General features: G+C 67.9%; 23 protein-coding genes and 2 pseudogenes. 16 read left to right on the top strand and 9 right to left on the bottom strand.

Going from position 1 to position 26,271, the window contains the following annotated elements; all coding sequences use genetic code 11:
- Positions 1–56: 56 nt before the first annotated feature.
- The 3 genes and pseudogenes from IU450_RS39995 to IU450_RS24830 form a co-directional block, all read left to right on the top strand.
- A pseudogene (locus tag IU450_RS39995) lies at positions 57–584 on the top strand (YbhB/YbcL family Raf kinase inhibitor-like protein); the annotation flags it as partial.
- Between the two features lie 841 nt (positions 585–1,425).
- A complete protein-coding gene (locus IU450_RS24835) occupies positions 1,426–2,070 on the top strand; it encodes a hypothetical protein (protein WP_195152141.1) in 645 nt (214 codons plus the stop codon).
- 65 nt (positions 2,071–2,135) lie between these two features.
- Positions 2,136–2,480 (top strand): hypothetical protein, encoded by a 345-nt coding sequence (locus IU450_RS24830; protein ID WP_195152140.1) that lies wholly within the window; start codon positions 2,136–2,138, stop codon positions 2,478–2,480.
- Between the two features lie 165 nt (positions 2,481–2,645).
- Here the strand turns inward: IU450_RS24830 and IU450_RS24825 are convergent, their stop codons facing one another.
- Positions 2,646–3,587, bottom strand: a complete 942-nt coding sequence (locus IU450_RS24825) for an NAD-dependent epimerase/dehydratase family protein (RefSeq protein ID WP_195152139.1) — start codon at positions 3,585–3,587, stop codon at positions 2,646–2,648.
- Positions 3,588–3,735: 148 nt separating this feature from the next.
- Here IU450_RS24825 and IU450_RS24820 point away from each other — a divergent pair, with 148 nt between their 5' ends.
- Together IU450_RS24820 and IU450_RS24815 are read left to right on the top strand one after the other, a co-directional pair.
- Positions 3,736–4,425 carry a TetR/AcrR family transcriptional regulator gene (locus IU450_RS24820; protein WP_195152138.1) on the top strand — a complete coding sequence of 230 codons (690 nt, stop codon included), beginning with the start codon at positions 3,736–3,738 and terminating at the stop codon, positions 4,423–4,425.
- A gap of 191 nt (positions 4,426–4,616) precedes the next feature.
- Complete coding sequence (locus tag IU450_RS24815) at positions 4,617–6,281, top strand: sulfatase-like hydrolase/transferase (RefSeq protein WP_195152137.1); 1,665 nt, start codon at positions 4,617–4,619, stop codon at positions 6,279–6,281.
- 3 nt (positions 6,282–6,284) lie between these two features.
- Here IU450_RS24815 and car read toward each other — a convergent pair whose 3' ends face one another.
- A complete protein-coding gene (gene car / locus IU450_RS24810) occupies positions 6,285–9,761 on the bottom strand; it encodes a carboxylic acid reductase (RefSeq protein ID WP_195152192.1) in 3,477 nt (1,158 codons plus the stop codon).
- A gap of 616 nt (positions 9,762–10,377) precedes the next feature.
- Here car and IU450_RS24805 point away from each other — a divergent pair.
- Positions 10,378–11,412 (top strand): LLM class flavin-dependent oxidoreductase, encoded by a 1,035-nt coding sequence (locus IU450_RS24805; RefSeq protein WP_195152136.1) that lies wholly within the window; start codon positions 10,378–10,380, stop codon positions 11,410–11,412.
- A gap of 19 nt (positions 11,413–11,431) precedes the next feature.
- On the top strand, positions 11,432–12,796 hold the full coding sequence (locus IU450_RS24800; RefSeq protein WP_195152135.1) for an NtaA/DmoA family FMN-dependent monooxygenase: 1,365 nt from the start codon (positions 11,432–11,434) through the stop codon (positions 12,794–12,796).
- A gap of 163 nt (positions 12,797–12,959) precedes the next feature.
- Here the strand turns inward: IU450_RS24800 and IU450_RS24795 are convergent, their stop codons facing one another.
- Together IU450_RS24795 and IU450_RS39985 are read right to left on the bottom strand one after the other, a co-directional pair.
- Positions 12,960–13,889, bottom strand: coding sequence for a hypothetical protein (locus IU450_RS24795; protein WP_228835098.1), 930 nt, complete (start codon positions 13,887–13,889; stop codon positions 12,960–12,962).
- 27 nt (positions 13,890–13,916) lie between these two features.
- A pseudogene (locus IU450_RS39985) lies at positions 13,917–14,105 on the bottom strand (helix-turn-helix domain-containing protein); the annotation flags it as partial.
- A gap of 333 nt (positions 14,106–14,438) precedes the next feature.
- Between IU450_RS39985 and IU450_RS24790 the strand changes: the two are divergent.
- From IU450_RS24790 to IU450_RS24775, 4 genes are all read left to right on the top strand, one after another.
- A complete protein-coding gene (locus tag IU450_RS24790; RefSeq protein WP_195152133.1) occupies positions 14,439–14,918 on the top strand; it encodes a DNA-directed RNA polymerase subunit beta in 480 nt (159 codons plus the stop codon).
- On the top strand, positions 14,915–15,229 hold the full coding sequence (locus tag IU450_RS24785) for a hypothetical protein (protein WP_195152132.1): 315 nt from the start codon (positions 14,915–14,917) through the stop codon (positions 15,227–15,229). Before IU450_RS24790 ends, IU450_RS24785 begins: the two co-directional genes overlap by 4 nt.
- An 81-nt stretch (positions 15,230–15,310) precedes the next feature.
- Positions 15,311–15,841 carry a hypothetical protein gene (locus IU450_RS24780; RefSeq protein WP_195152131.1) on the top strand — a complete coding sequence of 177 codons (531 nt, stop codon included), beginning with the start codon at positions 15,311–15,313 and terminating at the stop codon, positions 15,839–15,841.
- Between the two features lie 58 nt (positions 15,842–15,899).
- Positions 15,900–16,958: a hypothetical protein gene (locus IU450_RS24775; RefSeq protein WP_195152130.1), complete on the top strand. Its 1,059-nt coding sequence runs from the start codon at positions 15,900–15,902 to the stop codon at positions 16,956–16,958.
- Between the two features lie 278 nt (positions 16,959–17,236).
- Here IU450_RS24775 and IU450_RS24770 read toward each other — a convergent pair whose 3' ends face one another.
- The 5 genes from IU450_RS24770 to IU450_RS41355 form a co-directional block, all read right to left on the bottom strand.
- Entirely contained in the window at positions 17,237–17,722 is a 486-nt protein-coding gene (locus IU450_RS24770) for a glutathione peroxidase (RefSeq protein ID WP_195152129.1), read from the bottom strand.
- A 104-nt stretch (positions 17,723–17,826) separates the two neighbouring features.
- A complete protein-coding gene (locus IU450_RS24765; protein ID WP_195152128.1) occupies positions 17,827–19,419 on the bottom strand; it encodes a succinic semialdehyde dehydrogenase in 1,593 nt (530 codons plus the stop codon).
- 139 nt (positions 19,420–19,558) lie between these two features.
- Complete coding sequence (locus tag IU450_RS24760) at positions 19,559–19,756, bottom strand: ferredoxin (RefSeq protein ID WP_174189799.1); 198 nt, start codon at positions 19,754–19,756, stop codon at positions 19,559–19,561.
- A gap of 15 nt (positions 19,757–19,771) precedes the next feature.
- Positions 19,772–20,575 carry an SDR family oxidoreductase gene (locus IU450_RS24755; RefSeq protein ID WP_195152127.1) on the bottom strand — a complete coding sequence of 268 codons (804 nt, stop codon included), beginning with the start codon at positions 20,573–20,575 and terminating at the stop codon, positions 19,772–19,774.
- Positions 20,575–21,105 carry a hypothetical protein gene (locus IU450_RS41355; protein WP_195152126.1) on the bottom strand — a complete coding sequence of 177 codons (531 nt, stop codon included), beginning with the start codon at positions 21,103–21,105 and terminating at the stop codon, positions 20,575–20,577. Before IU450_RS41355 ends, IU450_RS24755 begins: the two co-directional genes overlap by 1 nt.
- A 109-nt stretch (positions 21,106–21,214) precedes the next feature.
- On the opposite strand from IU450_RS41355, the gene IU450_RS24745 reads away from it, so the two are divergent.
- Genes IU450_RS24745 through IU450_RS24725 form a run of 5 tightly spaced genes read left to right on the top strand, consistent with a single transcriptional unit; the run spans position 21,215 to position 26,255 of the window.
- Positions 21,215–22,684 carry an aldehyde dehydrogenase gene (locus tag IU450_RS24745; RefSeq protein WP_195152125.1) on the top strand — a complete coding sequence of 490 codons (1,470 nt, stop codon included), beginning with the start codon at positions 21,215–21,217 and terminating at the stop codon, positions 22,682–22,684.
- A gap of 58 nt (positions 22,685–22,742) precedes the next feature.
- Positions 22,743–23,495, top strand: coding sequence for an SDR family oxidoreductase (locus IU450_RS24740; protein ID WP_195152124.1), 753 nt, complete (start codon positions 22,743–22,745; stop codon positions 23,493–23,495).
- The gene (locus IU450_RS24735; protein WP_195152123.1) at positions 23,492–24,370 is read left to right on the top strand and encodes an NAD(P)-dependent oxidoreductase; all 879 of its coding nucleotides are present in this window, start codon (positions 23,492–23,494) and stop codon (positions 24,368–24,370) included. Before IU450_RS24740 ends, IU450_RS24735 begins: the two co-directional genes overlap by 4 nt.
- Positions 24,367–24,771 carry a carboxymuconolactone decarboxylase family protein gene (locus IU450_RS24730; RefSeq protein WP_195152122.1) on the top strand — a complete coding sequence of 135 codons (405 nt, stop codon included), beginning with the start codon at positions 24,367–24,369 and terminating at the stop codon, positions 24,769–24,771. Before IU450_RS24735 ends, IU450_RS24730 begins: the two co-directional genes overlap by 4 nt.
- A gap of 14 nt (positions 24,772–24,785) precedes the next feature.
- Complete coding sequence (locus IU450_RS24725) at positions 24,786–26,255, top strand: FAD-dependent oxidoreductase (protein WP_195152121.1); 1,470 nt, start codon at positions 24,786–24,788, stop codon at positions 26,253–26,255.
- The last annotated feature ends 16 nt before the right edge of the window (positions 26,256–26,271 follow it).

Below are 26,271 nucleotides of genomic sequence, written 5' to 3'. Positions count from 1 at the left end.
CGATTATTTTTGTACTGTGAGTGCATCCGAATGGCAAGGCCCGGAAAGAAGACGCGATGAACGCCAACGACCCCTTTGCCCGCCTCCCCGAGGCGGCCTCCTTCACCGTCACCAGCACCACCGTTGCCGACGGCGGCGCCTGGTCGCCCGCACAGTTCTCCTCCGGCGTTCCCGGCGGGAAGGACGTCTCCCCGCAGCTGTCCTGGAGCGGCGCACCGGAAGGCACGGCGAGCTACGCAGTCACCGTCTACGATCCCGACGCCCCGACCGGGTCGGGATTCTGGCACTGGGCGGTCGCCGACATCCCGGCCACCGTGACCGAGTTGCCCGAGGGCGCCGGCGACGACACCGGGTCGGGCCTGCCCGTTGGCTCCTTCCAACTGCCCAACGACGCCCGCGCGGCCAGGTTCCTCGGCGCGGCCCCTCCGCCCGGGCACGGCCCGCACCGCTACTTCGTCGTGGTGCACGCCCTCGATGTCGAGTCCATAGGCGTGCCCGCCGACTCCACCCCGGCCCTGCTCGGCTTCACCATGGCCTCGCACACCCTCGGCAGGGCCGTCCTCACCGCCACCGCGGAAACGCCGCCTGCCGAAGGGCGACCAGCACACCCCGAACGGGTCGAGGTGTCCCGGCTCATCCCCGCACCCCCCGATGCCGTCTTCGCGGTCCTGACCGACCCGAAGGGGCATGTGGACATCGACGCATCGGGAATGCTCATCGACGCCGATGGCGAGCCGGTCCAGCGTCCCGGCGACCGATTCCTGGTCCACATGGATCGCGAGGCCCTCGGGGACGTTCCCCTGGGCAGATACGAGGTCGAGGTCGTCATCACCGAGCTCGTCCCGGACGAGGAGATCGCCTGGACCGTCGAAGCGCATGGCCGCCGATTCGGCCACATCTACGGCTACCGATTGGCTCCGAGCGAGGGCGCCACCCTCGTCACGTCGTATTGCGACTGGTCACAGATCGATGAGAAATGGAAGCGGCGGCTCACCTTCCCGGTGGTCCCCCAGTCCGCCCTCAAAGCCACCCTCGGGATCCTCGAGCGCACCGTCCGCCGCCGAGCCACCCTCTGACCGCCGAGCTCGTCGATCACTGCACCGGCTCCGACTCGCTGCCGACCTGCCCGGCAACCGATACTGCCGAACACCCCCGGTGGCTGCGCCCACTCAGTCCGCTGGGCGTGCGGCACCACTGGGCTGCACCACAGTAGCCGGAGGTTGAGAGCTGCTGTCGCTCAATACATCCGATGATGCCGAGATCCAAGGGGCGCGTCGAGCCGCCTGCACGGTCAGATCATGACCATCACTCCGGCCATCGGCTCACCGGACGCGGTGGCGTTCCGCCGGGCTCGCGGCGGCGCCCGCGCCGTCGCGGCGGACCGGTCGATCGTGGATGTCGGTAGCGCCTGTTAGCTTGCGCGCCATGACAGGAGAGGCGCAGCACGGGGTCGCGTTGACGCGGCGGGTCATCGAGTCGGTGCGGCGGGACCCGGGCCGGTCGATGTTCGAGCCCGCCGAGTGGGTCGGCCACACCCCGTGGGTGGAGGGAGAGCCCCGGCCGATGCCACAGGACGCGTTGGCGGGGGCGGTGTTTCCGTCGGGACGCCCGCTGTCGCCGAGTCTGCGGGAGTGGCTGGCGTTCGACGCGGGCCTGTTCGAGCGCCACGGGTGGTTCGCCCCGGACGGCGGCTTCGCGCCCCGCCCGCTGGACCGGCTGGCGGACGACGAGCTGGGGCAGCCGTGGGGCGAGACGTACGAGCCGCTGGCCGAGCGGTTCCCGGAGTGCTTCCTGCTGCCGGGCGGGTCGGACTCCCGGCGCGTGCTGGCGGTGGGGCAGCCGGACTCGGAGGGCGAGTATCCGGTGCTCGCCCTCGACGTGGACGACATGCCGTACGCGGGGCTGATGTACCCGGGCTTCGACGTCTACGCGGCTGAGGCTGCGGGGTTGGTCCACTGCGAGTTCGAGACCTATACCGACCTGGCCCGGGACCCGGTGTACGGGCGGCGCATGCGGGAGCACGCCGCGCGCGGTTTCGCGGGACAGTTGTGCGCCGAGTATCCCTTCTGACCCGCCACTTTCAGTCGCTATCGTGTGCTCACTGTTGCCGATCGGAATAGTTGAGGAGAACCGATATGGGACGACTTCTCCCTCGTGCGTTGACCGCGGCGGTGTGTGCGGGATGGGGCGGTATCTGCGTGGCAGGCCTCGCGCCGACGGCGGCGGCCGCGCCCTCGATCTACGAACCGAGCATCACCCCGTGCAGTCACCTGTTCACGACCCCGCTCGAACCCGGTCGCCCAGGTGCGAGCACCTATTGGAGCCCGTTCGGCACCGCAGGCATCGTTTGCTACGACGTCGGTTCGCTGCCGGTGAGCTACTACCAGCGCGACCCGACGGGACAGTGGCACGCGATGAACCAACTGATTCCGGGCAACTACTTCATCAACATCTTCGGCTACGGCCACTTGCCCGCATAGCGGCGACGTCGGTTTCGAGTCGCCAACGGTGCCTGGGCTCGGGAAGGGTGCGGCAGCACCGCTACGAAGGAGCGCGTCACCGACACCACCTATCCGGCCGCGACGGGCGGCACCCGCCACCACTGCCCGGCATCACGGGTCGCCGACCTGCCCGCCCGGCATGGTTCAGCCGACAGATGTGGCTTCTTCCGCACGCAGGGCAGTGATCGTGGCGCGCAAGGACTCCGCGGTCGGTGTCGGCTCGATACCGAAGGCCGCGGTCGCGGCGGAGGAGTCGAGCACGAACGGTCGATCGAACTGGTAGCGCAGCTCACGCATCTCGCGGGCGTTGGGATCGAAAAGACCTGCGGCCCAAAGCATTACGGCAGGCATCCGACTCACGCGCGCGGCGGGCGCGTCCGCGACCGTCGCCGCGAGCCCGGCCAGCTCGCGCACGGAGACCGGCGGCGCGGTCGGCGTGTGCCATGCCCGGCCCCACGCGTTTTCGTCGTCGGCGACCGCGACCAGGGTGCGGGCGGTGTCGGTGACGTCGGTCCAGCTGTGCACGGCGTCCGGATCGGCGGGGAACAGCGCGCGGCGGCCCGAGAGCACGGCAGGCAGCGCCACCATGGTGAACGCCGATTTCGCTCCCGCGCCGAGGTAGTCCGATCCGCGCACTTCGGCGACGCGGACGCGGCCCGCCTGGTGCGCGGCCAGCGCCTCGCCCCACAATTCCGCACGCACCCGACCCTTCACACTGTTGGGGCGCAGCGGGTGCCGCTCGCTGATCGGTCCGTCGACCTGCCCGTAGCCGTAGAGGTTTCCGACACTGAGCAGCGCGGCGCCGGTCGACTCGGCCGCTTGCAGCGCGGCGGCGGCCAGCGGCGGAAAGTCGGTCGCCCAGCGGTGATAGGGCGGCTGAGCGCACTGGAAAACGACGTCCGCGCCCGTGCAATGCCGAGTCAATGCCGCGGCGTCGGTGGCGTCGGCGGCGACGCGCTCGATCAGCGGGTGATCCGGGCCGATACCGCGCCGGGTGATCACGCGCACCTGGGCGCCACGCGCGGCGAGCAATTCAGCGGTCGCCGATCCCACGGGGCCTGCTCCGATGACGACGTACAGGGACATAACAATCCATCCTGTCGGGTGTTCAACTTCGAGAACAGTGTTCTTGGTCGATCCCACTGTAGAACGGAACGATGATCCCAGTCAAGAACGGTGTTCACAAAAGTTGCTTCCGTTCTCCGGAGCATCACCCGTTCCCTACACTGGCGATATGTCCGCTCATTCCCTCCGGGCCCGCGTCCGCTCCGAGATGATCGAGGAGATCAAGGCCACCGCCCGCAAACGACTGGCGGTGGACGGTGCGAACCTGTCCCTGCGTGGGGTCGCGCGCGATATGGGCATCGTCGCGTCCGCGCTCTACCGGTATTTCCCGAGCCGGGACGACCTGCTCACCGCCTTGATCCTGGAGGCGTACGGGTCGCTCGCCGTCGCAGCCGAAGCCGCCGACGCGAAGCCGCCCGCCACCGATCTGCGCGGCCGGTGGATGGCGGTGTGCTCGTCCGTGCGGGACTGGGCCCTGGCCCATCCTGCCGAATACGGCCTGCTCTACGGCAGTCCCGTGCCCGGATACTCCGCACCCGAGGACACCGTGGCCCCTGCCGCCGCCGTGGTCTTCCGGCTCGTCGCCATCGCGCAGGCGGGTGCGGAAAAGCTGACTCCGCCGCCGCTTTCGACCCAGCTGCCCGCACCCGTCCACGCCGACCTGCGCCGCCTCATCGAACAGCAGCAGTCCTCCGACCTGTCCGAGGACGTGCTGTCGCGCGTCTTCGTGGGCTGGACCCAGCTGTTCGGCCTGATCAACTTCGAAATCTTCGGCCGCCTGAACGGAACCATCGATGCCGGCGCCGACTACTTCCACCACCACATGAACGTGATGGCCGACCTCGTCGGGCTGCCCTAGCACGCTCGCGACACTTCGTGCCGTACCGGAGGCCGCGCCCACCGTCGGTGTGATCACTCGACCAGCTCATATGGCGACGGCGTGTCCACACCGGACGCCCGCGACCGCGCGCCGGCCGACGCTACGGTGACAGCACCGAGATTCTCCGCGTTCCATTCGACCGACGAACATCACTCATTCGTGGAGGAACATTGCCGAGCTCGTTCACTCGCAGGGGCTTTCTGACCAGTGCGGCCACCTCGGCGACGGCCGCGGCCGCCGTTTCGGCCGGCGCCACCCCGGGCAAGGCGCGGGCGGACACCGATCCGGACAAGCCGAACATCCTGGTGATCATCGTGGACGAGATGCGGACGCCGGTGTGGTTCCCCGATCAGCAGACGTTGGACACCGTCTTGCCGAACATCGCGCGGATCCGCCACGGCAGTGTGTCGTTCGAGAATCACTACACCGCGGCCAACGACTGCACACCGGCGCGCGGCTGCTTACTGACCGGCCTCTACTCCCAGCAGACCGGCGTGATGGTCGTGTCGGAGTCGACGTTGACACCGCTGTTCCCGACCTGGGGATCAATGTTGCGAGACCACGGCTACGACACCACATACTGGGGCAAATGGCATCTCGGCAGCTATCCCGATCGCACCCCCGGCGCGCTCGAGGCCTACGGCTTCCACGGCGGCACCTATCCGTCGCCCAACGGCGCACCCGGCCAAGGGCTGCAAGCGGATCCGAAGATCGTCGACCAATTCGCCGACTGGTTCCACAACGATTCCGGCACCGCTCCCTGGTGCACGACGGTGTCACTGGTCAACCCACACGACATCCAATGGTGGCCACGCTGGACCCGCCGCGACCAATTCAACGCCGACATCCCGCGATGGATGAACGAGCTGCCACCCAACTTCGAATCCCTCGAACAGCTGTCGAAAAAGCCACGTTTGCAAATGGCGCTGGTCGAGGTCTCCGCGGTGGCGTTCGGAGCGGCGCCCTACGGCACACCCGAGGCGATGCACGCCTGGATCGATATGCGCAATCTGTACCTGTGGGCTCAGCAACAAGTCGATATCCAGATCGGCCGTGTGCTGGACACTTTGAATTCCCGTCCCGACGTGGCCGCCAACACCGTCATCGTCTTCACCTCCGACCACGGCGATTACGCGGGTTCACACGGCCTGCACGGAAAAGGCGGCGCCGCCTACGACGAGGCGCTGCGAGTTCCGCTCTACGTGCACGATCCACGCGGCTATCTCAGTCCCGTCGAGGGCACGAGCACCCGAGACCAGCTCACCTCCAGCGTCGATTTCACCCCGCTGCTGCTCACCATCGGCACCGGCGGCAATGGCTGGCGCAGCGACGGGCGCTACGAACACCTCACCGGGCGACTCGATATCGCGTCGCTCTGCCGCAATGCGAGCGCCGCGGGCAGACCCTGGGTCGCGCACACCACCGACGAGTCTTCGATCGAGGAAGCCGCGATCCTGTTCAACCAGAACGCCCCCGGTCACGTCGCGATGGTGCGCACCCCCGACGCGAAGTTCGCCTCCTATTCCCAGTGGGTGCACGGCCGAATCCAGATCGATTCGGCTCGCGAACAGGAATTCGAACTCTACGACTACAGCACCGACGGTGGCCGGCTCGAACTCGACAACCAGGCCGCGACCGGAAACCCGTTGCGCGGCGAGATGGAATCGCTGCTCGACAACGTCATCCGCACCGAGATCCAGCAGCCGCTGCCGCCCTATCTGCGGGCCGCCCAGGAGGAGGGCATCGGCGACTACATCTCGGCGCAGACGAACATCCTGATCCAAGCCGAACGGATCGGCCATGCCCTGCTGGACGCCGTGCCGAGACCGTCCTAGCGCCTAGAGCAGACCGCGCAGTTTCAGGTCCGTGGCGTATTTCTCGATGAGGTGTTGCGAGATCTGCGGAATGTCGTGGTCGACGCCGATTTTCACGGCTCCGACGGCAGCGCGGAACTTGTCCGCGGACAGCACCGAGCCGCGGACAGGCGGCGCCGGTCGCCGATAGGCGTGCAGTAGCGGCAGCACAGAAGCCTGGCGCTGCCGCTCCGGTAGCGTCCGCAGCGCGGTCTCGAACCGGGTGAACCATTCGTCGTAGTCGGCGATCCGCTCGATCCGGTGACCCGCGGCGATCAACCACTCGACGAACTCGTCGAGCGAGCGGCCGTCGTCGTGCGGGTTGAGCACATCGAAACTGCGGAAACCCGTTTCGGCCGCCGCGCCGAGGACGGTGATCGCCGCCGCGGTGAAATCGACAGGCAGGCCGTCGTAGTGGGCGCGGGAACGTTTGCCGTCGGCGTCGGTGCGGTAGAAGGAGAACGGCGCGATCCCCGTGGCCATCAGGCTCAGCAGGAGACGGGTGAACATGTCCGGCACGTTGAGCTGACCGGCGTAGCGGCTGTCGGCGAGGATCATGTCGGAGCGGAACACCGCGACGGGCAGGCCGCACAGGTCGTTGGCTTCGCGCAGCAGCACCTCCCCCGCCCACTTGCTGTTGCCGTAGCCGTTGGCGTAACTGTCGTCCACTGCGCGCACCGGGCTGATCGCGCGAATGTCGCCGTCCTCGGTGAAGACGGCGGGATCGATCTGCGAGGCCACGGCGACGGTCGACAAATAGGTGAACGGCTTGAGCCGCGTGGTGAGCGCCAGACGGATCAGCTCGGCGGTGCCCACCACGTTCGGACCGAAGAGCTGCCGATACGGCAGTACGTGGTTGACCAGTGCGGCCGGATGCACGATCAGGTCGACGCGTTCGGCCAGCCGCCGCCACGTCTGATCGTCCAAGCCGAGGTTCGGCTCCCCGATATCGCCGGGGATCACCTCGAGATGCGCGGCGGCCAGCTCCCGGTACTCCTGGATCAGCGTGGGGTCCCCGGAGTCGAAGGCGCTGTCGAGACGCTTGCGCGCCGCATCCGCGTCGGAGCCCCGGACCAGGCAGACGAGTGTGCCGCCGCTGTCGTGCATCCGCCGCAGCCACTCCAAGCACAGGAAGCGGCCGAGGTAACCGTTCGCGCCGGTGAGCAGCACGGTGCGCGCGGTAACGGAGGCGCGCGGCAGGCTCGACGCCTCGGCGAGTGTGCGTGCGTCGAGGAACTTATCGAGGGTCAGATCGGCAGCGCGGACCTGTGGGCCGTCACCGTGCACGGTGGTGTACGTGGCGCCGCCACGGCCGCCCGAGTCACGCTCGGTCGCAATGTAATCCGCTATCTCGCGCAGATCGTTCGCCGGACTGATCACCACCGACACCGGCACCTCGATCTCGAATATCTCGTGCAGCAGGTTCGACAGCGACAGCGCCGCGAGCGAATCGCCACCGAGATCGGTGAAATGCGCGTCGGAACGCAGATCGGAGTCCGCACAGCCCAGTACGGCTTTCACCGCACGGCTCACCGTCTCCGGCACGGGCAGATCGGCCGCGGTGCGGCGCAGGTCGAGCAGTTCGTTCGCCTGCCCGGCGGCCAAGTCGGCGTACAACTGCTGCAGGCGCGGCTCGTACCGCTCTTTCAGGCGTGGCCGCAGCAGCTTTCCGATGCCCGACAGCAATCCGTTGGCGGCGGTGAACGGCTCGGACTCGATCAGGAAGTCGCGGGGAATCTCGTAGGACTGCAGTTCGGCGTCCCTGGCGAGTTGGCGCAGCGACTCGCTCAGCGCCGTCTTCATCTTCTCCGGATCGCTCCAGCCCAGCACCTCGTCGGTGGGCACGATGACGGCGAGCAGGTAGGCGCGTTCGCTGCTGCCGTACACGAAGATCTGCTGGATCAGCGGACTGGTCGCATAGACCGCCTCCAGGCGCGAGACCGCGACGAACTCGCCCTGGGAGAGTTTCAGCACGTTGTTGCGCCGATCGACGTAGACCAGGCGATCCGGCGCGAGCTCGGCGACGATGTCGCCGGTCTTGTAGAAGCCGTCGGCGTCGAATATCTCGGCGGTGATCTCCGGCCGCTTGTAATACCCGGAGATCAGCGTGGCGCTCTTCAACAGCAACTCGCCGCGCGGATGCGGCTTGTCTGTTCGGAAGTAGCCCAGTTCAGGGACGTCTGCGAGCTTGTAATCGAGCACCGGCGGCCGCTGCACCCGTTCATCGATGACGACGACACCGCCCGCCTCCGTGGACCCGTATCCGTCGTGCAGTTCCAGGTCGAGCACCGACTCGACGAACGATTTCATCTCCGCCGACACCGGAGCGCTACCGCAGATGGCCATGATCATGCGTCCGCCGAGAAAATGCTCGCGCAGTTCGGTTTTCACCTCCGCTTCCAGCGCGGCCCGGTCGACGCCCGGCCCTTCGCGCCGATCCACCTCGGCCCGGAAGCGCTGGAAGATCATGTCGCACACCCGCGGAACGAAGAACAGCTCGGTCGGCCGCGCCAGCGCGATGTCGTCGAACAAGGTCGACATATCGCTCTCGGCCGCGAAGTACGCGGTGCCGCCGCGCGCCAGCACGCCGGTCAGCGACCCGCGACCGGCCACATGGCTCATCGGCATGTAGTTGAGGTTGATCGCGGCGACCTCGGGACGGTTCAGCCACCCCTTGGCGACCAACCCCTCGGTGTACATCGCCCCTTTGGGGGTGCCGGTGCTTCCCGAGGTGTAGATCAGCAACGCCAGCGGGTCCTCGCCCGGCTCGGCGACGAACAGCGGTGCGGGCGGCAGCGACCTGCCTCGCGCGAGCACCTCGTCGAGGGATTCGAGCAGCACCGGACTACCCGCGTCGGCGAGGCGGGCGCGGGCCGCTTCGAACGCCGCACGCTGGTCGTCGTCTCCGGGGTGGTAATCGAAGACGATCAGTCGGTGGGGCCCGGATTCCGACAGGGCGCACGTCACCGCCGCGTCGAGCAGTTCCGGTGTCGCGGCGAGCACCCGCGGCGCGGTCTCCGCGACGATCGCGGTCAGCTGCGCGACCGGTGCACTGGATTGCAAAGGAACCGCGACCAGGCCCAGATGGGTGCAGGCCAGGTCGAGCGCGGTGTAGTCGCTGCTGGTGAAGCCGAGGATGGCCACGAAATCGCCCGCCCGCAGCGGGTTTCGCCCGTCGCCGTGCCATACAGCGGCTACCGTTCGCACGCGTTCCCACAGCTCGCCGTAGGTGATGATGTCGAACCGCGGCAGCAGGGTCAGGGTCGTCCGTCCGGATTCGCCGGTGCGCAGTTCCGTCGCGCGCTGCCCCAGGGCCGGTCGGTCGGAATAGCCGACCATGACCGTCTCGATGATCTGCGCGAGTCCCGTGCCGGGCTCGCGGATCTTCTCGGCGACGTCCGCACGCGGTGTCGCGTCGCGGATGTCGTCGTATTCCGCGTACAGCCGCGTGACGCGGCGCATGAGCCGCTCCCGGCGCGTTTCGGTCTCCACGACGACCTCCTTGGTCCGGAAACTCACCTTCCTAGCAACACGTTAGCTCGCCTAATTACTTCGGTCAGGTGATAGCCGCCGCAAGTGTCTGTGACACTGGACACAGTGCCGGAAATGTCCCAAATATGCACCGTCTTCCGTTGTCGTCCCAGCTCGTCCTGACGCTGCCGGACCGGTGTCAGCGGGCTCCTGTTGCCGGTGCATGCCGCACCGCAAGCTCGGAGCATGACGCAGACCATATCGCCGGGTGCCGCGGCGGCAACGACTTCTGCCGACGCTCCGGCCGCGCCACCGCCGCGCTGGGAGCACGGCGGTCACTCGCCCTGCCCGCGGTCATCCTCGCCGGCCGGTTCATGGCGGAACTCGACTCCTCCATCGTCGAGGTGGCCATTCGCGCGGGATGCGCGGCGCGGTATCGGCCGTTCGACGACCTTCGAATCAGTGCGACGCAAACCATGTGCCCTCCTGCCGTCGCCGCGCATGCTCGGAAGGGGTCCGCCACGCGGTGGCCCGGAGCCGGATCGTGCCCGGCTCGGGCCACCGCTGACGGCGGCGCCATGGCTCGCGGGACGAAAGTAGGTGTCGGATGGGCGTTTTCGCGCTCGGTGTAGAACTCGACGGGGAGGGGTTCCACCCCGAGGCGTGGCGGCGGGCAGCACACGCACCGGATCGCCTGCTCACCGCCGACACCGTGCGCGACCGGGTCACCGCCGCCGAGAACGCCGGGTTCACCCTGGCTACGTTCGCCGACTCGATCCTGCCAGGGCACGAGATACCGGGACGCATCGATGCGGTGACCCGGGCATCCTTCGTGGCGGCCACCACCAGCACGATCGGCCTGGTCCCGGCGGTCGCCACCACATACGCCGAGCCGTTCCACACGGCATCGCAGGTGGCGTCGCTGGACTACGCCTCGCGCGGGCGGGCCGGATGGCTCGCCGAGCGTGTCGACGACTCGCGCGCAGCCGCGGCGTGGGGTCGTCAGCCGGTAGCGGGAGATGCCGATCTGGCGCGCGAGCAACGCGATTCGATCGAGGTGGCCCGTCGGCTGTGGGACTCCTGGGAGGACGACGCGGTGATACGCGACTACCCCAGCGGCCGTTTCCTGGACCGGAACAAGCTGCACTACATCGACTTTCAGGGTGAGACCTTCTCGGTGAAGGGACCGGCTATCGTGCCGCGCCCGCCGCAGGGCCGGCCCGTGGTGTTCGGTACCGAAGGCGAGGTCGACGTCCGGTTCGTCGCGGCCGATTCCGTCGAGGCGGGAGCCGCGGCGCACTCGGCCGGGGATTCGCTGGTCTTCGCCGAAGTCGAAGTCACCCTTGATGTTTCCGGCGTGCCCGCCGCCGAGCGCTTCGAAGCCATTCCCGGTTCCCCCGGCCGACTGGCGTTCTCCGGCCCGGCCGAGAAGTTGACCGATCTTCTGACCGAGCTCAGCACCCACCTCGATGGGGTGCGGCTGCATCTCGCCGTAATCGATGAGGACCTGGTCGTGCTCGCGCGCGAGGTGCTGCCCGCCTTGTTGCGCACCGGGGTCGCGCACCGTCCGATTCCCGGTTCGACGCTGCGCGCCAACCTCGGCCTGACCCGCCCCGTCAACCGCTACGCGACCACACGCTGATCGTCAGGAGATCGTTTCCGTGACCGACTTCCCGCGCCCCGACGCCCAGGTCCACTTCGGCGTCTTCTTCCAGGGCGTGAACCACACCACGATCTGGTCCGACCCGTCCAGCGGCTCGCAGATCGATTTCGAGACCTTCCGCCGCGTCGCGCAGACCGCCGAGCGCGGCCTGTTCGACGCGTTCTTCCTCGGCGAGGGTCTGCGGCTGCGCGAACAGGACGGCGTCATCCTGGAACTGGACATCGCGGGCCGCCCCGACGCGATCACCCAGCTCACCGCGCTGGCGGGCATCACCCGGCACATCGGCCTGGTCGCCACCCAGAACACCACCTACAACGAGCCCGCCGATCTGGCGCGCAAACTCAGCGGCCTCGACCTGCTGTCCGGCGGGCGCGCGGGCTGGAACGCCGTCACCACCGACAACGCGTGGACCGGCGCGAATTTCCGGCGCGGCGGATTCCTCGACCACGCGCTGCGCTACGAGCGCGCCGGAGAGTTCGTCGCGACCGTGCGGGCGATCTGGGATGCCTGGGACGACGGCGCGATCGCGACCTCGCAGCAGAGCCCGTCGTGGGCACGTCCGGAGGCGATCCATCCGGTCGTGCGCACGGGCGCCCATTTCGACGTGACGATCACCCCCACGCTGCCGCGCAGCGCCCAAGGGCATCCGGTGATCTTTCAGGCGGGCGATTCACCGGCAGGCCGCGATTTCGCCGCGGCCAACGCCGACGTCATTTTCTCCCGGCACGGAACACATTTCGACGACGCGCTGGCCTTCGCCACCGATATCCGCGCCCGCCTGCGCGCGGCGGGCCGCCCAGAGGACGACATCCGGATCCTGCCCGGCACGCAGATCATCCTCGCGGAGAAGGAATCCGAGGTCGAGGAGAAAGTGCGCTGGGTGAAGACCGGCCAGTACACCGGCCAGACCGCGCTGTCGCTGGCCGGTCAGATCTGGGGCCGGGACCTGTCCGGACTCGACCCCGACGGCCCGTTGCCCGCCGACGACCCCCAGCCACGCCCGATCTCGGAGACCAGGGGCGCACCACGTTCCGGACAGGACCCGGTGACCATCGCCCGCGAATGGCGAGCCAGGGCCGAAGCGGAGAACCTCTCGCTGCGGGAAGTGGTGATCGCCTCCACCGAACGCTCCGGCTTCGCAGGCACCCCCACCCAGGTGGCCGACGAACTGGCCCGCTGGGTCCGCCACGGCGCCACCGACGGCTTCAACATCTCCCCCTATCTGGTCCCCACCGGCCTGGACGAGATCGTCGATTGGCTGGTCCCCGAACTCCAGGAGCGCGGTGTGTACCGCACCGAGTACACCGGAACCACGCTGCGCGAACATCTCGGGTTGCGCGAGCCGCTCACCCGGCGCACCTGACCGGAGGGCGGCAGTAGCCACCTTCTCAATGGCCCGACAACCCAGCGCTCGCGATCTCGGTGCTCTCTGGCCGACCGATCTCCGGCCGCAAAGGCGACAACAGGCCCCGGGAGTCGTCGGGAGCCTGCTGATCCGCGGCTGATTCGGTCAGCGGTGCACGAGACTACCCACGCGTGACACCGGCTGCTGTGTCCTTTGCTCCGGCGATCTCGTCCATCAGCATCCGCAGTGTGAGCGAGTGCTTCTCAGGCGGAAGCGCATCCATCGCGGTACGTGCCGTTCGGATTCCCTCGGCTCGATCACCGACTCTCACCAGCATCAGACCACGGTGCATCTCCAGATGCGTCGCAAAGCGCGGCAGTTCGGCCGGAAGTTCTCTTCGCGCTTGCTCTTGCGATGCCACCGCCGATTTCTCATCCCCACGCCGTGCGGCCAGCAAGGAGAGAAATACGTTCATGCGCCACCACGGGACGGCGTAGTCAGAGGTTTGCTCATACGATCCGGACTTGTCGAACACCCGGCGTCCCTCCTCCACGAGAGCGCGCCCTGTCCCGTGGTCGCCGCGCAGCACTGCCGCATGCGCCTTGCCCATGATCGCGTTGAGACGCCCCAAGCTCGGTTTGTCCGACAGCGCCAGTGCTTGGTCGGCGAAGAGGTCCGCGACCCGCAGCGCTGCACCTTCGTAACCGAGGGCAATGGCTGCCCGCCCGCGCACCCATACTCGAGTCTGCTCGTCCTCGGAACGGTCCGCAGCCTCAGCGGCCATGCGATACCAGGTAACCGCCTTGGTGCCGTCCGACCCTGGGAACGTTTTCGCGTACAGGGTCATCAGCCGGGCCGCCGCTCCCCACATCTGCGGGCTGTCCAACTGCTGTTGCAGGACCGCCAGGTCGACGGCCAGGCGCCGTTGGATATCCGCTGCACCGAGCGACATGTAATCCGTGCCGTAGGCGCTGAGCTTCGCCTGCCATGCCTCGATACTCGGCCCGGCATGATCCAGCCGCGCCGAGAACCCAGCCGCCAGCAGATCCGATGCCACTACCGGCGCGATACTGGTCGCGGCCACCTGAGCCAGGAACTTTCGTCTGTTCATGCCATCGTCCTCGAAAACTGCCAGAGGCACATCCAGCACCGCCGATAGATGGCGTAGCCAAAACCGGCTGGGCACCGTGTCTCCGTTCTCCCAACGCCTCGAGATGTACTCCCGAGAGATACTCGCCCCCGAGTGGGCGGCCAACTCGTCCGCCAACCTGCCCTGCGACCATCCGCGCGCCTTCCGAAGCTCACGGATCAACTCGCCCACACCCATTGGCCGATCATCTCCCGTTTCAGCAGCACGCGGAAGGATTAACAGCAGCTAAAACCCCAAGTGCCACTATTAATGCCACTACTGCCAGCCCTCAGTGCAGCCATCCAGTGATCCAGCGCATAATGCCACTCCCTCGTGCCACTGCACAGGCCGATCGTTGTGCGTAACGCTTGATTCAGCCCCGACGCCGGGTGTCGCCGAATGCTCATCCCGTCCCTATCGGCTGGCCGATGATGCGCAGTCGGCGGTTCGACCTCGGCGTCGGGTGCATGCCAATCGTTCGAGCGAGGGGAGACGCTTGTGGACTCACTGAAAAAATCTGGGGACACACCGATGTCGGTGTGCGATTTCTATCGGCGGGTGTGCGACTTGCCCGCCGAGGTCAACCCACCGCACCTCGGGCGGATCACCCTGCGGGCGGGCCGGGTGTGCGGGTTGATGATGCCCGCGTTCATCGGCTCGGAAGTCAAAGCATGGATGCACCGCGCGGGCCAGCAGACCGGGCCGGTACTGACGCATCCGCGCTCGCAGCGATGGACTTTCCTCACCGCCCCGGATCTGCCGGAGGACATTCGACTGTTCGCGGAGATGTCGCGGCTGAGTGTGTCGATCCTCCGTGCCGGAGAGATTGCGTTGCCCGGCCCCGGACAGCGCCCCGGCTTGTTCCGGGCGTGGGTACATCCACCCCGCGACCCCTACCGGCCGCAGGGACGGCTTGTGGTCGAAGCGATCCGGAGGTGCGCAGCCCAGCACACCCGGCAGCGATGGGCGGTGAAGGCTCCGCCACCAGTGCCGCCGCAGGCCGGTCGGTGACCGGTGACCAAGACGCCGAGCGATCCGCCGCCGAACTCGACGTCCTCACCGAGGTGATCGGCACCCTGGTGGCCAGCACTGCGGATGCCGTGCGGGACGGGATGAGCGAAACCATGCGCGTCCGCGTGATGGCGATGGTCGTCTTCGAGCTGATCACCAGCGCCCGTACCGCCGCCGGACCCCACACCGGCCGCCTCTACGCCGCACCGGTCCTTGATCCGATCATCGACAACATCCCCGCCGCCGACGAGATCACCTTCTTGGACCTGTTGATACCCGCGATCATCGGCCAGCACATCACAGGCACCTGAACCAGCCTCCGCCCGCCGCTTGCCCGGTGACCGCGCAGGCGCGAGACTGACCTGTTCGGACAATAAGGAGAGGAAGTGGACATGGGGAATGACGAGCAGATGATGATGGACCTCGGTGTGGAAATCGAGGTAGACGAAAAACTGGTGCGGCAGCGGCAGGAGTGGGCCGCGTGGATCGCTCGGGAACGTATGGAATCGCAGATACAGAAATTCCTTACGGAGACGCTTCCGGATGTCCACCCGGAATCCTCATCGTGCCCATGGTGGGAGCGTCCATTTCTGTCCCGCATCGAGGAAGCCGCCGACACTGCATTTCTGGACAAGCCCACTATCCTCTCGCCCGAGAATGCCGATATCGTCGACAAGTACGCTCGATTCCTTGGTGAATATTTCGTCCGACAGGCAGGGGCACAATGGTTCGATGCTCCCGGCACCAGCGCACCGGTATACCAGGCGATCGGTCCGAGTCTGCGTTTCGACTACACCGATAGCGTTTTCAGCGCACTTTATCTCGTGCAGTGGGCGATCGAGGAAGGCTGCTCGGACGTGACGATGGAAGCCCACAGCATGGGCCTGGACTGGGCTGAATGGAAAACTCATCCTCGTCTGTGATGTCTTGTAGCCCAAGTTCTTTCATCTGAGTTCTGCTTCACTGGGGGGTCGCTTACCGATGTCCGACGACGATGCCAGACGCCGGATGGAAGAGCGCGAGAGATTCCGCCGACAAGAGGCGCATAGAAAACAGCGCGGCCGGGAAAACCCTCAGAAGGGGGAACGGTTTCACCGGGGTATGGCGCAGATGCGCGGCGAGACCCGAGAAAACGGGTGGGTGCGCGAGCACAGAGAATACACCACGGAAGGGAACCGGCGTATCGACCAGGCGCGCGTGTACAGTGAGCATGGCGAACGTGCCTTCACCGAATATAAGTCCGGCCGCGTCGATGACACGAAAGAGACGCGTAGGCAAATCGCCATAGACCGGCATCTACTCGAGACGGAAAGATATTATTCCGGCGCTTGGGTAACGGTCCAGGGTAAGCATATCCCGCAGGAGATCCGCGCTTTGCTTCAGCAGATGGAGCAGGACTTCAAGGGCCGATTTCAGCACATTGAGGTATCGCAAGAAATGGCTGTGCAGGCCATAGACCTGGGTAAAAGCCTGGAGCTGGTTCGGCAGCTCGAACTACCCGGTGTCGGCGAACAGGCTCTACAGCAGAAGGCGCAGCAGCGCGAACAGCAGGCGAAGGCTGCAGAGCTGGAGAAGAAAGTACGCGAGCGGGCCGAGAAGTTCCGGAAGATGCTGCGGTTCCGGGAAGCTGCCGCGCGTGGCCGGTCGGATGCGCCGCAGCATGCCGAGCAGGACAGACAGGCCAGAGAGCAGGTGAAGCGAACCCTGGAAGCACGCCGAACACAGGAAACCGAGCGTGCGCGGGTTGAGCGTGCAGCCGCCGAACGGGTTGCGCAGGAATTCCCGGCACCCGACCAGTACCCGCAGCAGGAAGCTACCGACGCCAGTGAACAGGCGGCTCCAGAAGCGGCCGACGCTGCCAGTGTGAAGCGTTCAGCCGCCGAGGCGCGTGCAGCGGTTGAGAAGAACGTGAGGCTGCGTTCAAAGCTCTTGACGAGGCACGAAACGCGGCGTTCAAGGAGTTGGACGAGAAGGGGCGCTTGTCGGAGGTGGAACGACTCGTGTGGTTGGGGCAGGCGCATCACCCGCAAGCAGCGGTGAGGCAGCCGCCTGGTCATTCGCCTCGCGTTGTGCGTGGCGGGACTAGACACGAGCAGGATCGCGCGCGGGGAGTATCTCGCGACCGATAGCCATCCAACTTTGATCGGCTCGCAGTTCGGTCGGCTAGGAACTACTGCCCAACCTTCTACCTTCCGCCTGTCGGCGTTTCATAAGTCGGCCGCGAGGTCAGAGGCCGTCACGTGGTGACCGGAGTGGGGCATGACGCGACCGGAGCCGCCACCCCGATCGGACGACGGCTCCGGCCTTTCGCGTCTACCTCAGAGCACGGCTTCGATCGCCGCGACCAGTTCCGGGGCATCGGGCGTGGTCCGCGGGCGGAAGCGGCCCGCCACCTTGCCGTCTCGGTCGATCAGGAACTTCTCGAAGTTCCACTGGATGTCACCGGCGGCGCCCTCGGCGTCGGGGGTCTCCACCAGGGTCTGGTAGAGGGCGTGGCGCTGGTCGCCGTTGACGTCGGTCTTCTCCAGCAAGGGGAAATCGACGCCGTAGGTGGTGGAACAGAACTGCTGGATCTCCTCCGCGGTGCCCGGCTCCTGGCCCATGAACTGGTTGCACGGCACGCCGACCACGCTGAGACCGCGCGGCCCGAAGGACTTGTGCAGTTCGACCAGACCGGAGTATTGCGGCGTCAGCCCGCATTTCGAGGCCACGTTGACCAGCAGGACGGCGCGGTCGCCGACCAGGTCGGCCAATGTCGTCGGTTCGCCGGACAGCGTGCGTAGCGGAACTTCTCGAAGGCTCATACGTATGGACCTGCCCATTCTTGATTCCGTGGATCCACCCCGACGGCCACGCTACCGGATCGGCGGGGTCGGTGGCCGTGGCAGGCACGGCGAGGGAACCGGGCTCAGCGCAACCTGGTTCGGCGCATCAGCCGCAGCGACGTCAGGGTCATCTTCAGCTGCTTGTCGTAGGGCTGACCCGCCCGCGCGGCGAGTACCTGCTTCTTGAGCACGCCGACGTTCACCGTGTCGGTGTACTTCAGCAGGCCTTGGTCGCCGTGCCGAGTACCGACTCCGGACTGCTTCACCCCGCCCGACGGTGTGCCTTTGGCGGCGTAGGTCGCGACGAAACCGTCGTTGATGTTGATATTGCCCGCCTGCAACTGGGCGGCGATCCGCTCGGCGTGCGCGAAGTCCCGGGTCCACACACTGGCGTTCAAGCCGTAGTCGGTGGCGTTGGCCAGGCGCACCGCCTCCTGCTCGTCGTCGAACGGATACACGGTGACGACCGGGCCGAAGGTCTCCAGCGTCGCGTGGGTCATCTCGGGGGTCACGCCGGTCAGCACGGTGGCCTCGTAGAACGCGGGACCGATGTCGGGGCGCGCCTGCCCGCCGACGTGCACGGTGGCCCCTTTGGCCCGCGCGTCCTCGACGTGGGCGGCGACCCGTTCCAGATGCTGCGGCGAGACGAGGGAACCGAACTCGGGCGTGTAGTCGTAGGCGGCGCCGATCTTTGCGTTCAATTCGGCCGCGGCGGCGACCAGCCGGCGCAGGAACTCGTCGTGGACGGAGCGGTGCACGTAGATGCGTTCGATGTGCATGCACGCTTGCCCCGAGTTGGCGAACACCGCGAACACCGCGCCGGGGATCACCTCGTCCAGGTTCGCGTCGGCGAGCACGATCATCGGATTCTTGCCGCCCAGTTCCAGGCTGCACCCGATGAGATTGCGGCCGGCCTGCTCGCCGACGATCCGGCCGGTGGCGGTCGAGCCGGTGAACATGACGAAGTCGACGTTGTCGATCAGGGTCGGTCCGATGTCGGGTCCTTCCCCGCACACCACCTGGACCAGACCGCGGGGCAGCCCGGCGCGGTGCAGCAACTCGAGGCCGAAAAGCACGCACAGCGCGGTCTTGTTGTCCGGCTTCAGCACGACGCCGTTGCCCGCCATCAGCGCGGGCATGGCGTCGGACAGGGCGATGGCGAAGGGAAAGTTCCAGGGTGCGATCACCGCGACGAGCCCCTTGGGACGGTGCTGCTCGGTGGAGGTGGTCAGCAGTGGCATCGGGCCGCCCCGCCGCTTCGGCCGCAGCACGCGGCGGGCGGTCTTGAGGTAGTGGCTGATCACCATGGGCACGTCGCAGGATTCCTCGACGGCCATGCGGCGGGTCTTGCCACACCCGATCTGGATGAGGTCGGCGATGGTCTCCACTTCGCCGAGCATCAGCTCGTGCAGCCGCTCGAACACGCGCAGCCGCTGCCGCAGCGGCAGCGCGGCCCACTCCGTCTGCGCGGCCCGGGCGGCGGCGCACGCGGTCCGGACATCCTGCGGGGTCGACTGCGGCAGCTCACCGACCGGCGCGCCGGTGTAGACCTCGATCATCTCGAACGGCGCCGCGCTACCGTCGGCGGCGACCAGACCGGTCAGCCGCGCGATCAGCTCCCCGGTGACCCTGGCGGGCAGGGTCTCCTTCGCCTTGTCGGTGTGTGCTGTGCTCATCGGATCTTCTCCATGACGTCGGGCATCGCCGCAGGTGCCGGGCCGGACAGTGCGACTGAATTAGAACACGTTCCGGTTTTGGATTCATCGTATTCGCCCCGGCACGCCCTGCCTACCCGCCGCGCGCGAGGAATTCCGCTCACTCGTCCGCGACGATCGACAACGCCTGGGTCGGGCAATAGCGCACGGCGCGCTGCACGTCCGCCTGCGCTTGCGGGTCCCCGGCGGCATCGCGGATCTCCACTTTGCCGCGCTTGGGCACATGGAAAGCCTCGGGCGCCTCGTCCTGGCACACCGCATGCCCCTGACACAGATCCAGATCGGCCAGCACTCGCATCGTCGCCACTTCCATCTAGTCGTTCGGCGCCGCGTCGTCCGCGAGCGGACGCACCGGCGCCTCGGGTTGCACCTCGACCAGCACCAAGTGCGCGCCGCGCGGCGTGGACACCACCGCGACCACCGCGGCGGCCAGGTCGCTCGCGCGCAGCATGAACGGGTGCCTGGCGAACCCCCAGGCCTTCCAGTCCTCCAGCACCGGGCCGACGATCTCAGGTGTGGAGTCCATGCCCATGCCGGTCAGGGTCGGACCGGGCCGGACCAGCGACAGGCGAATGCCGCTGCCCTCGAGCTCCATTCGCATCTGCGCGGCCATCGCCTCCAGCCCCGCCTTGGCGGCGCTGTAGGCGCCGGTGCGCGGACGCGGTTCGGGCGCGCAGTCCGAGCTGATCAGCACGACATCGCCGCGTTGCCTGCGCAACATGCCGGGCAGCACGCGGTGCACGAGACGCTGCGCGCCGACGAGATGGACCTGCACTTGGTGCACGAACCGTTCCGGATCCATCGCGTGCGCCTGACCGAACTCGATGTCGCCCGCGCTGGACACCAGGATCTCGGCGGGGCCGAGCGCTTCTTCGGCGGCGCCCACGAACTCATCGACCGAGTCCGGGTCGGTGACGTCGAGACGGTGGGCGAAAGCCGCACCGCCGTTCGCGCGGATCTTGTCCGCCAGCTCGGCGCACTGATCGACGCGGCGCGCGCCGAGCGCGACGGGGTGGCCCAGTTCGGCCAGGGCCACGGCGGTGGCCGCGCCGATCCCGGAGGAAGCGCCGGAGACGAGCGCGGGCCTGCGCTCGGGATGAGGGGCGAATCTTGGCATTATCGAGTCTCCACGGTGATGGGAAGGTGCGCGAGACCACGCACATCGGACGAATGAACATGTGCGATACCGGATTCCGGAACGTCGTAGGACCGCACTCGCAAGCCGAACTCGTGCAGGACGACGGTCGCTTCCGAGCGCGCGAGGTGCGCGCCCGGGCAGAAGTGCACATCGGCCGAGCCGAGAGCGACATCCGCATGCTGTGACAACGCCCCGAGATTCAGAGCCGGGTCGCGACGCGGCGGCGCTTCCTCCCGCAGCCGCCGATACATCGGATACGGATCCTCACGAAACCCGCAGTCGCACGGATCGAACGCCGGCGGCTCCACCGCAGCCGTCATCGCCCACCCTCCGAAACCGATAACACGTTCCGCCACGCGGCAAGGCGCTGCGGCGCGGGCGAAGACAGATAGCTGGACATGTGTCTGGACAGTACCACCGCGCTTCGGTTCCGGACAATGCTTCCGGAGCACCAACCATTTCACGAGCGCGAACCGGCCTCCGGAGAGCGTCGTGACGGACCGCCCCATCCCCGGGCGCAACCTCGGCAAGGATGGCAGAGTTAGAACCTGTTATTGCAACCGATCGCGATCCGAGACTATATTCCGTACACGTGTCCAGACAGTATCGGAGATATCCATGAGCAGCCTTCTACCCGCCGACGGGTCCCGCCTGCTGATCGGCGGCAAGCTGGTCGAGGGCGCCGACGGTGTCTTCGCGACGGTGAACCCCGCGACCGAGGAGGTCCTCGGCCTCGCCGCCGACGCGAACGCGGCCGATCTCGACGCGGCCGTCGACGCGGCGCGCACCGCGTTCGACGAGACGAACTGGTCGCGCGATCACGCCTTCCGCGCCCGCTGCCTCGAGCAGTTGCGCGCCGCGCTGCGATCGCACGTCGAGGAACTGCGCGAGATCACCATCGCCGAGGTCGGCGCCCCGCGGATGCTCACCGGCGGCCCGCAGCTGGAAGGCCCCGTCGCCGACCTCGGCTACTCGGCCGGGCTGGCCGAAACCTACGACTGGGAAACCGATCTGGGCGTGGCCGAGCCGATGGGCATCAAGACGCGGCGCGTTCTGCGGCGGGAGCCGATCGGCGTGGTGGGTGCGATCACGCCCTGGAACTTCCCGCATCAGATCAACTTCGCCAAGCTCGGCCCGGCGCTCGCGGCGGGGAACACCGTCGTGCTCAAGCCTGCTCCCGACACCCCGTGGTGCGCGGCGGCGGTCGGCGCCATCATCGCCGAGGAGACCGATATCCCGGCCGGTGTCGTCAACATCGTGACCTCCGCGGACCACACGCTCGGCGCCCGGCTCACCGCGGACCCGCGCGTCGACATGATCAGTTTCACCGGGTCCACCGCCACCGGCCGCGCCGTCATGACGGGCGCGGCCGCGACGCTGAAGAAGGCCTTTCTCGAACTGGGCGGAAAGTCGGCGTTCATCGTGCTCGACGACGCCGACATCGCGGCCGCCTGCTCGGTGGCGGCGTTCTCGGTGTGCGTGCATGCCGGACAGGGGTGCGCTCTGTCCACCCGTCTGCTGGTCCCCCGCGCCGCCTATGACCAAGCGGTGCAGGCCGCCGCGGCCACGCTGGGCGGGATCAGGCCGGGCGATCCCGCCGACCCGCGCACCGTCTGCGGACCGCTGATCTCCGAACGACAGCGCGCCAGGGTCGAACGCTATCTCGACATCGCGCGCGCCGAAGGCGGGCGGATCGTGGTCGGCGGCGGCAGGCCTGCCCAGCACGAGCGCGGGTTCTTCGTCGAACCGACCCTGATCGCGGACGTACCCAACAGCGCGACGGTCGCCCGCGAGGAGATCTTCGGCCCGGTGCTGGTGATCATCCCGCACGACGGTGACGAGGACGCCGTCCGCATCGCCAACGACTCCCCCTACGGCCTCTCCGGTTCGGTGTGGGGAACCGACCCCGAGCGCATCCGGCGCGTCACCGAAGGCGTGCGCACCGGGACGCTGAGCGTCAACGGCGGTGTCTGGTATTCCGCCGACGTCCCGTTCGGCGGCTACAAGCAATCCGGCCTCGGCCGCGAAATGGGCGTCGCCGGATTCGAGGAGTACCTGGAGACCAAGGTCATCGCCTCCCCGGCCTGATCCCGCCGCACGACAACGACAACGCCGCACAACGACAACACAGAGGAGCTGAAACCTCATGGCCCGTTTCACGGGAAGATCCGCCATCGTCACCGGCGCCGCCCAGGGCATCGGCGCGGCCTACGCGCAGGCGCTGGCCGCCGAGGGCGCGAACGTCGTCGTCGCCGACAAGAACGCCGAGGGCGGCGCGGCGGTCGTGGAGAAGATCGTCGCCGACGGCGGCACCGCGGTGTTCGGTCAGGTCGACGTGTCCGATCCCGAATCCGCCACCGCGCTGGCCGATTTCACCGTCGCCGAGTTCGGCGGCATCGACCACCTGGTGAACAATGCCGCCATCTACGGCGAGATGAAGCTGAACCTGCTGCTGACCGTGCCGTGGGACTACTACAAGAAGTTCATGAGCGTGAACATGGACGGCGCGCTCACGATGACCCGCGCCGTCTGGCCGCACATGTCCAAGCGCCGCAACGGATCGATCGTCAACCAGTCCTCCACGGCCGCGTGGCTGTACTCCAGCTTCTACGGCTTGGCGAAGGTCGGCATCAACGGGCTCACCCAGCAACTGGCCTTCGAACTCGGCGGGTCGAACATCCGCGTCAACGCCATCGCGCCGGGTCCGATCGACACCGACGCCACCAAAGCGGTCACCCCCGAGGTGATCGTCGACGACATCGTCAAACGCCTGCCGCTCAAGCGGATGGGCACCCCGCAAGATTTGGTCGGCGCTTGCCTGTACCTGCTGTCGGACGAGGCGAGCTGGGTCACCGGGCAGATCTTCAACGTCGACGGCGGACAGATCGTGCGGTCATGAGCGCGCGCATCGGATTCCTCGGCCTCGGCAACATGGGCGCGCCGATGGCCAAACGCCTGCTGGAATGGCCGGGTGGGCTGACTGTGTGCGACATGCGGGCCGAAGCGGTCGAGCCGTTCCTGGCGGCCGGGGCCGACGCGGTCGCCTCCGCGGCCGAGCTGGCCAGGCAGGCCGCGGTCATCTCGATCACCGTGGTCAACGACGCCCAGGTCCGCGAGGTGATCACGGGCCCGGAGGGTGTACTGCGGACCGCCGCGCCGGGCACCGTGATCGCCGTGCACTCCACGATCAGTGATCGCACGGCCGAAGAACTCGGGGCCGTGTGCGGCGACCGCGGCGTCGAACTGGTGGACGCGCCGATCAGCGGCGGCGCGGCCGGCGCGACGCGCGGCGCGCTCGCGGTGATGGTCGGCGGCAGCGAGGCGGCCTTCGAGCAGGTGCGCGAACCGTTCGGCTGCTTCGCCGATCTGATCGTGCACGCCGGGCCGATCGGCGCGGGCACACGCATGAAACTGGCGCGCAACCTGCTGCATTTCGTCTCCTTCACCGCGGCCACCGAGGCGCAGCGCCTGGCCGAGGCGGCCGGTCTGGATCTCACCGCGCTCGGCAAGGTGGTGCGGCATTCCGACGCGGTCACCGGCGGCCCCGGCGCCATCATGCTGCGCGACACCACCGCCCCGATCCAGGACGGCGATTTCTGGCTGCCGATCCTGCGGCACGTGCGCGACCTCGGCGAGAAGGATCTGAGTCTCGCCCTGGAACTGGGTGAACGGCTCGGCACCGCGCTGCCGCTGGCCGAATCGGCCCTCGACCGGCTCGGCCCCGGACTCGGCGTCGGGACGGGCACCTCCGTATCGGAAAGGCAATCCTCATGAGCGACAACGGTTCCGGTGACACCGTGCGGCAGCGCGGTCTGGCCAAGATGGCCGAGGTGTACGGCACGGAGTTCCAGGACTATCCCGGCCCTCACTTCGCGCTCACCTCCGACCATCTCTTCGCCGAGATCTGGTCGCGGCCCGGCCTCACCATCCGAGACCGCAGGCTGCTGCTGCTCGGGGCATTGGCGGCGCAGGGCGCCATCGACACCGCGGGCATCCAGATCGGGGCCGCGCTGCGCAACGGCGAACTCACCGAAGAACAGCTGCACGAGATCGCGGTGTTCCTGTGCTACTACGTGGGTTGGCCGAACGGCACCAAACTCGACCTGCTGGTGGGCACGATTGTGGCGCAGCAGAAGAAGGCCGCCCGCGCGCAGTCCGCGTCCGCCGAACAGTGAAGGATCCGTTGACCATGTCTGACGCCACCACCATCCGCCCCTTGCGCGCGAGCCGAGTCGAGACCTGGGACCACCGGGCCGACGTGGTCGTCGCCGGATACGGCATCGCCGGGGTCTGCGCCGCCATCGAGGCCGCCCGCGCGGGCGCGGACGTGCTGGTCCTCGAGCGCACCGGCGGCTGGGGTGGCGCCGCCGCCTTGGCGGGCGGGTTCATCTACCTCGGTGGCGGCACCCCGTTGCAGCAGGCCCTCGGCTTCGAGGACACACCGGAGAACATGGAGACCTTCCTGCTGGCGGCGCTCGGTCCCGGCGTGGACAAGGCGAAGATCGCCGACTACTGCCGCGGCAGCGTCGAGCACTTCACCTGGCTGGCGTCCTGCGGTGTGCCGTTCCGCGAGGCGTTCTGGGGCGAGCCCGGCTGGGAACCGCCGCACGACGAGGGACTGATGTACTCCGGCGGCGAGAACGCCGCGCCGTTCAACGCGATCGCCAAACCCGCTCCGCGCGGCCATGTTCCGCAGATGGCCGACAAGCGCACCGGGGAGAAGGGCGGCGGCTACATGCTGATGAAGCCACTGGCCGACACCGCCGAAGCGCTGGGCGTCCGCGCCGAGTACGACATCCGGATCGCGCGGCTGATCGTGGACGACGACGACCGCGTCGTCGGCGTGCTGGCCCGCCGCTACGGCAAGCAGATCGCCATCCGCGCCGAGCGCGGCGTCGTGCTGGCCACCGGCAGCTTCGCCTATCACAAGGAGATGATCGAAGGGTACGCGCCGCGACTGATCGGCAGGCCCGCCGCGGCGATCGAGGAGCACGACGGCATCGGCATCCGGCTGGCGCAGGCGCTCGGCGCGGAGCTGGCGCACATGGACGCGACCGAGGTGGCGTTCTTCGGGGACCCGCAGCTGCTGGCGCGCGGCATTCTGGTCAACGGGCGCGGCCAGCGCTACATCCCGGAGGACACCTACCCCGGCCGGATCGGGCAGGCGACGCTGATCCAGCAGGACAACCAGGCCTACCTGGTGATCGATGAGGCGGCGTACGAGGAGGCGCTGACGACCGAGACCTCTACCCCGTTCTTCCGCCAGCCCCCGACCTGGGTGGCGGAGACGATCGCCGAATTGGAAGCCGAGATGGGCCTGCCCGGCCAGGCGTTGCAGGCCACCGTGGAGTGCTACAACCTGCACGCGGCCGACGGCGCGGACCCGTTGCTGGGCAAGAAGCCGGAATGGGTGCGCCCGTTGCGCGGACCGGTGGCGGCGTTCGACATGCGCGGCTTCACCGCGGGTTTCACCCTCGGCGGGTTGCGCACCGACCTCGATTCCCGGGTGCTGCACGTCTCCGGCGAGCCGATCCCCGGGCTGTTCGCGGCCGGACGGTGCACCTCCGGTCTGTGCGCGGGCGGTTACGTCAGCGGCGCGTCGCTGGGCGACGGCAGCTTCTACGGGCGCCGGGCCGGCATCGCGGCGGCCAAGAACTGAACCGCCCCGACCCGCC

The sequence above is a fragment of the Nocardia abscessus genome, from assembly GCF_015477775.1.
In the GTDB taxonomy this organism is placed as follows: domain Bacteria; phylum Actinomycetota; class Actinomycetes; order Mycobacteriales; family Mycobacteriaceae; genus Nocardia; species Nocardia abscessus_A.
The sequence above is the reverse complement of the archived record's forward strand: the minus strand, read 5'-3'. Positions and strand labels throughout refer to the sequence as shown.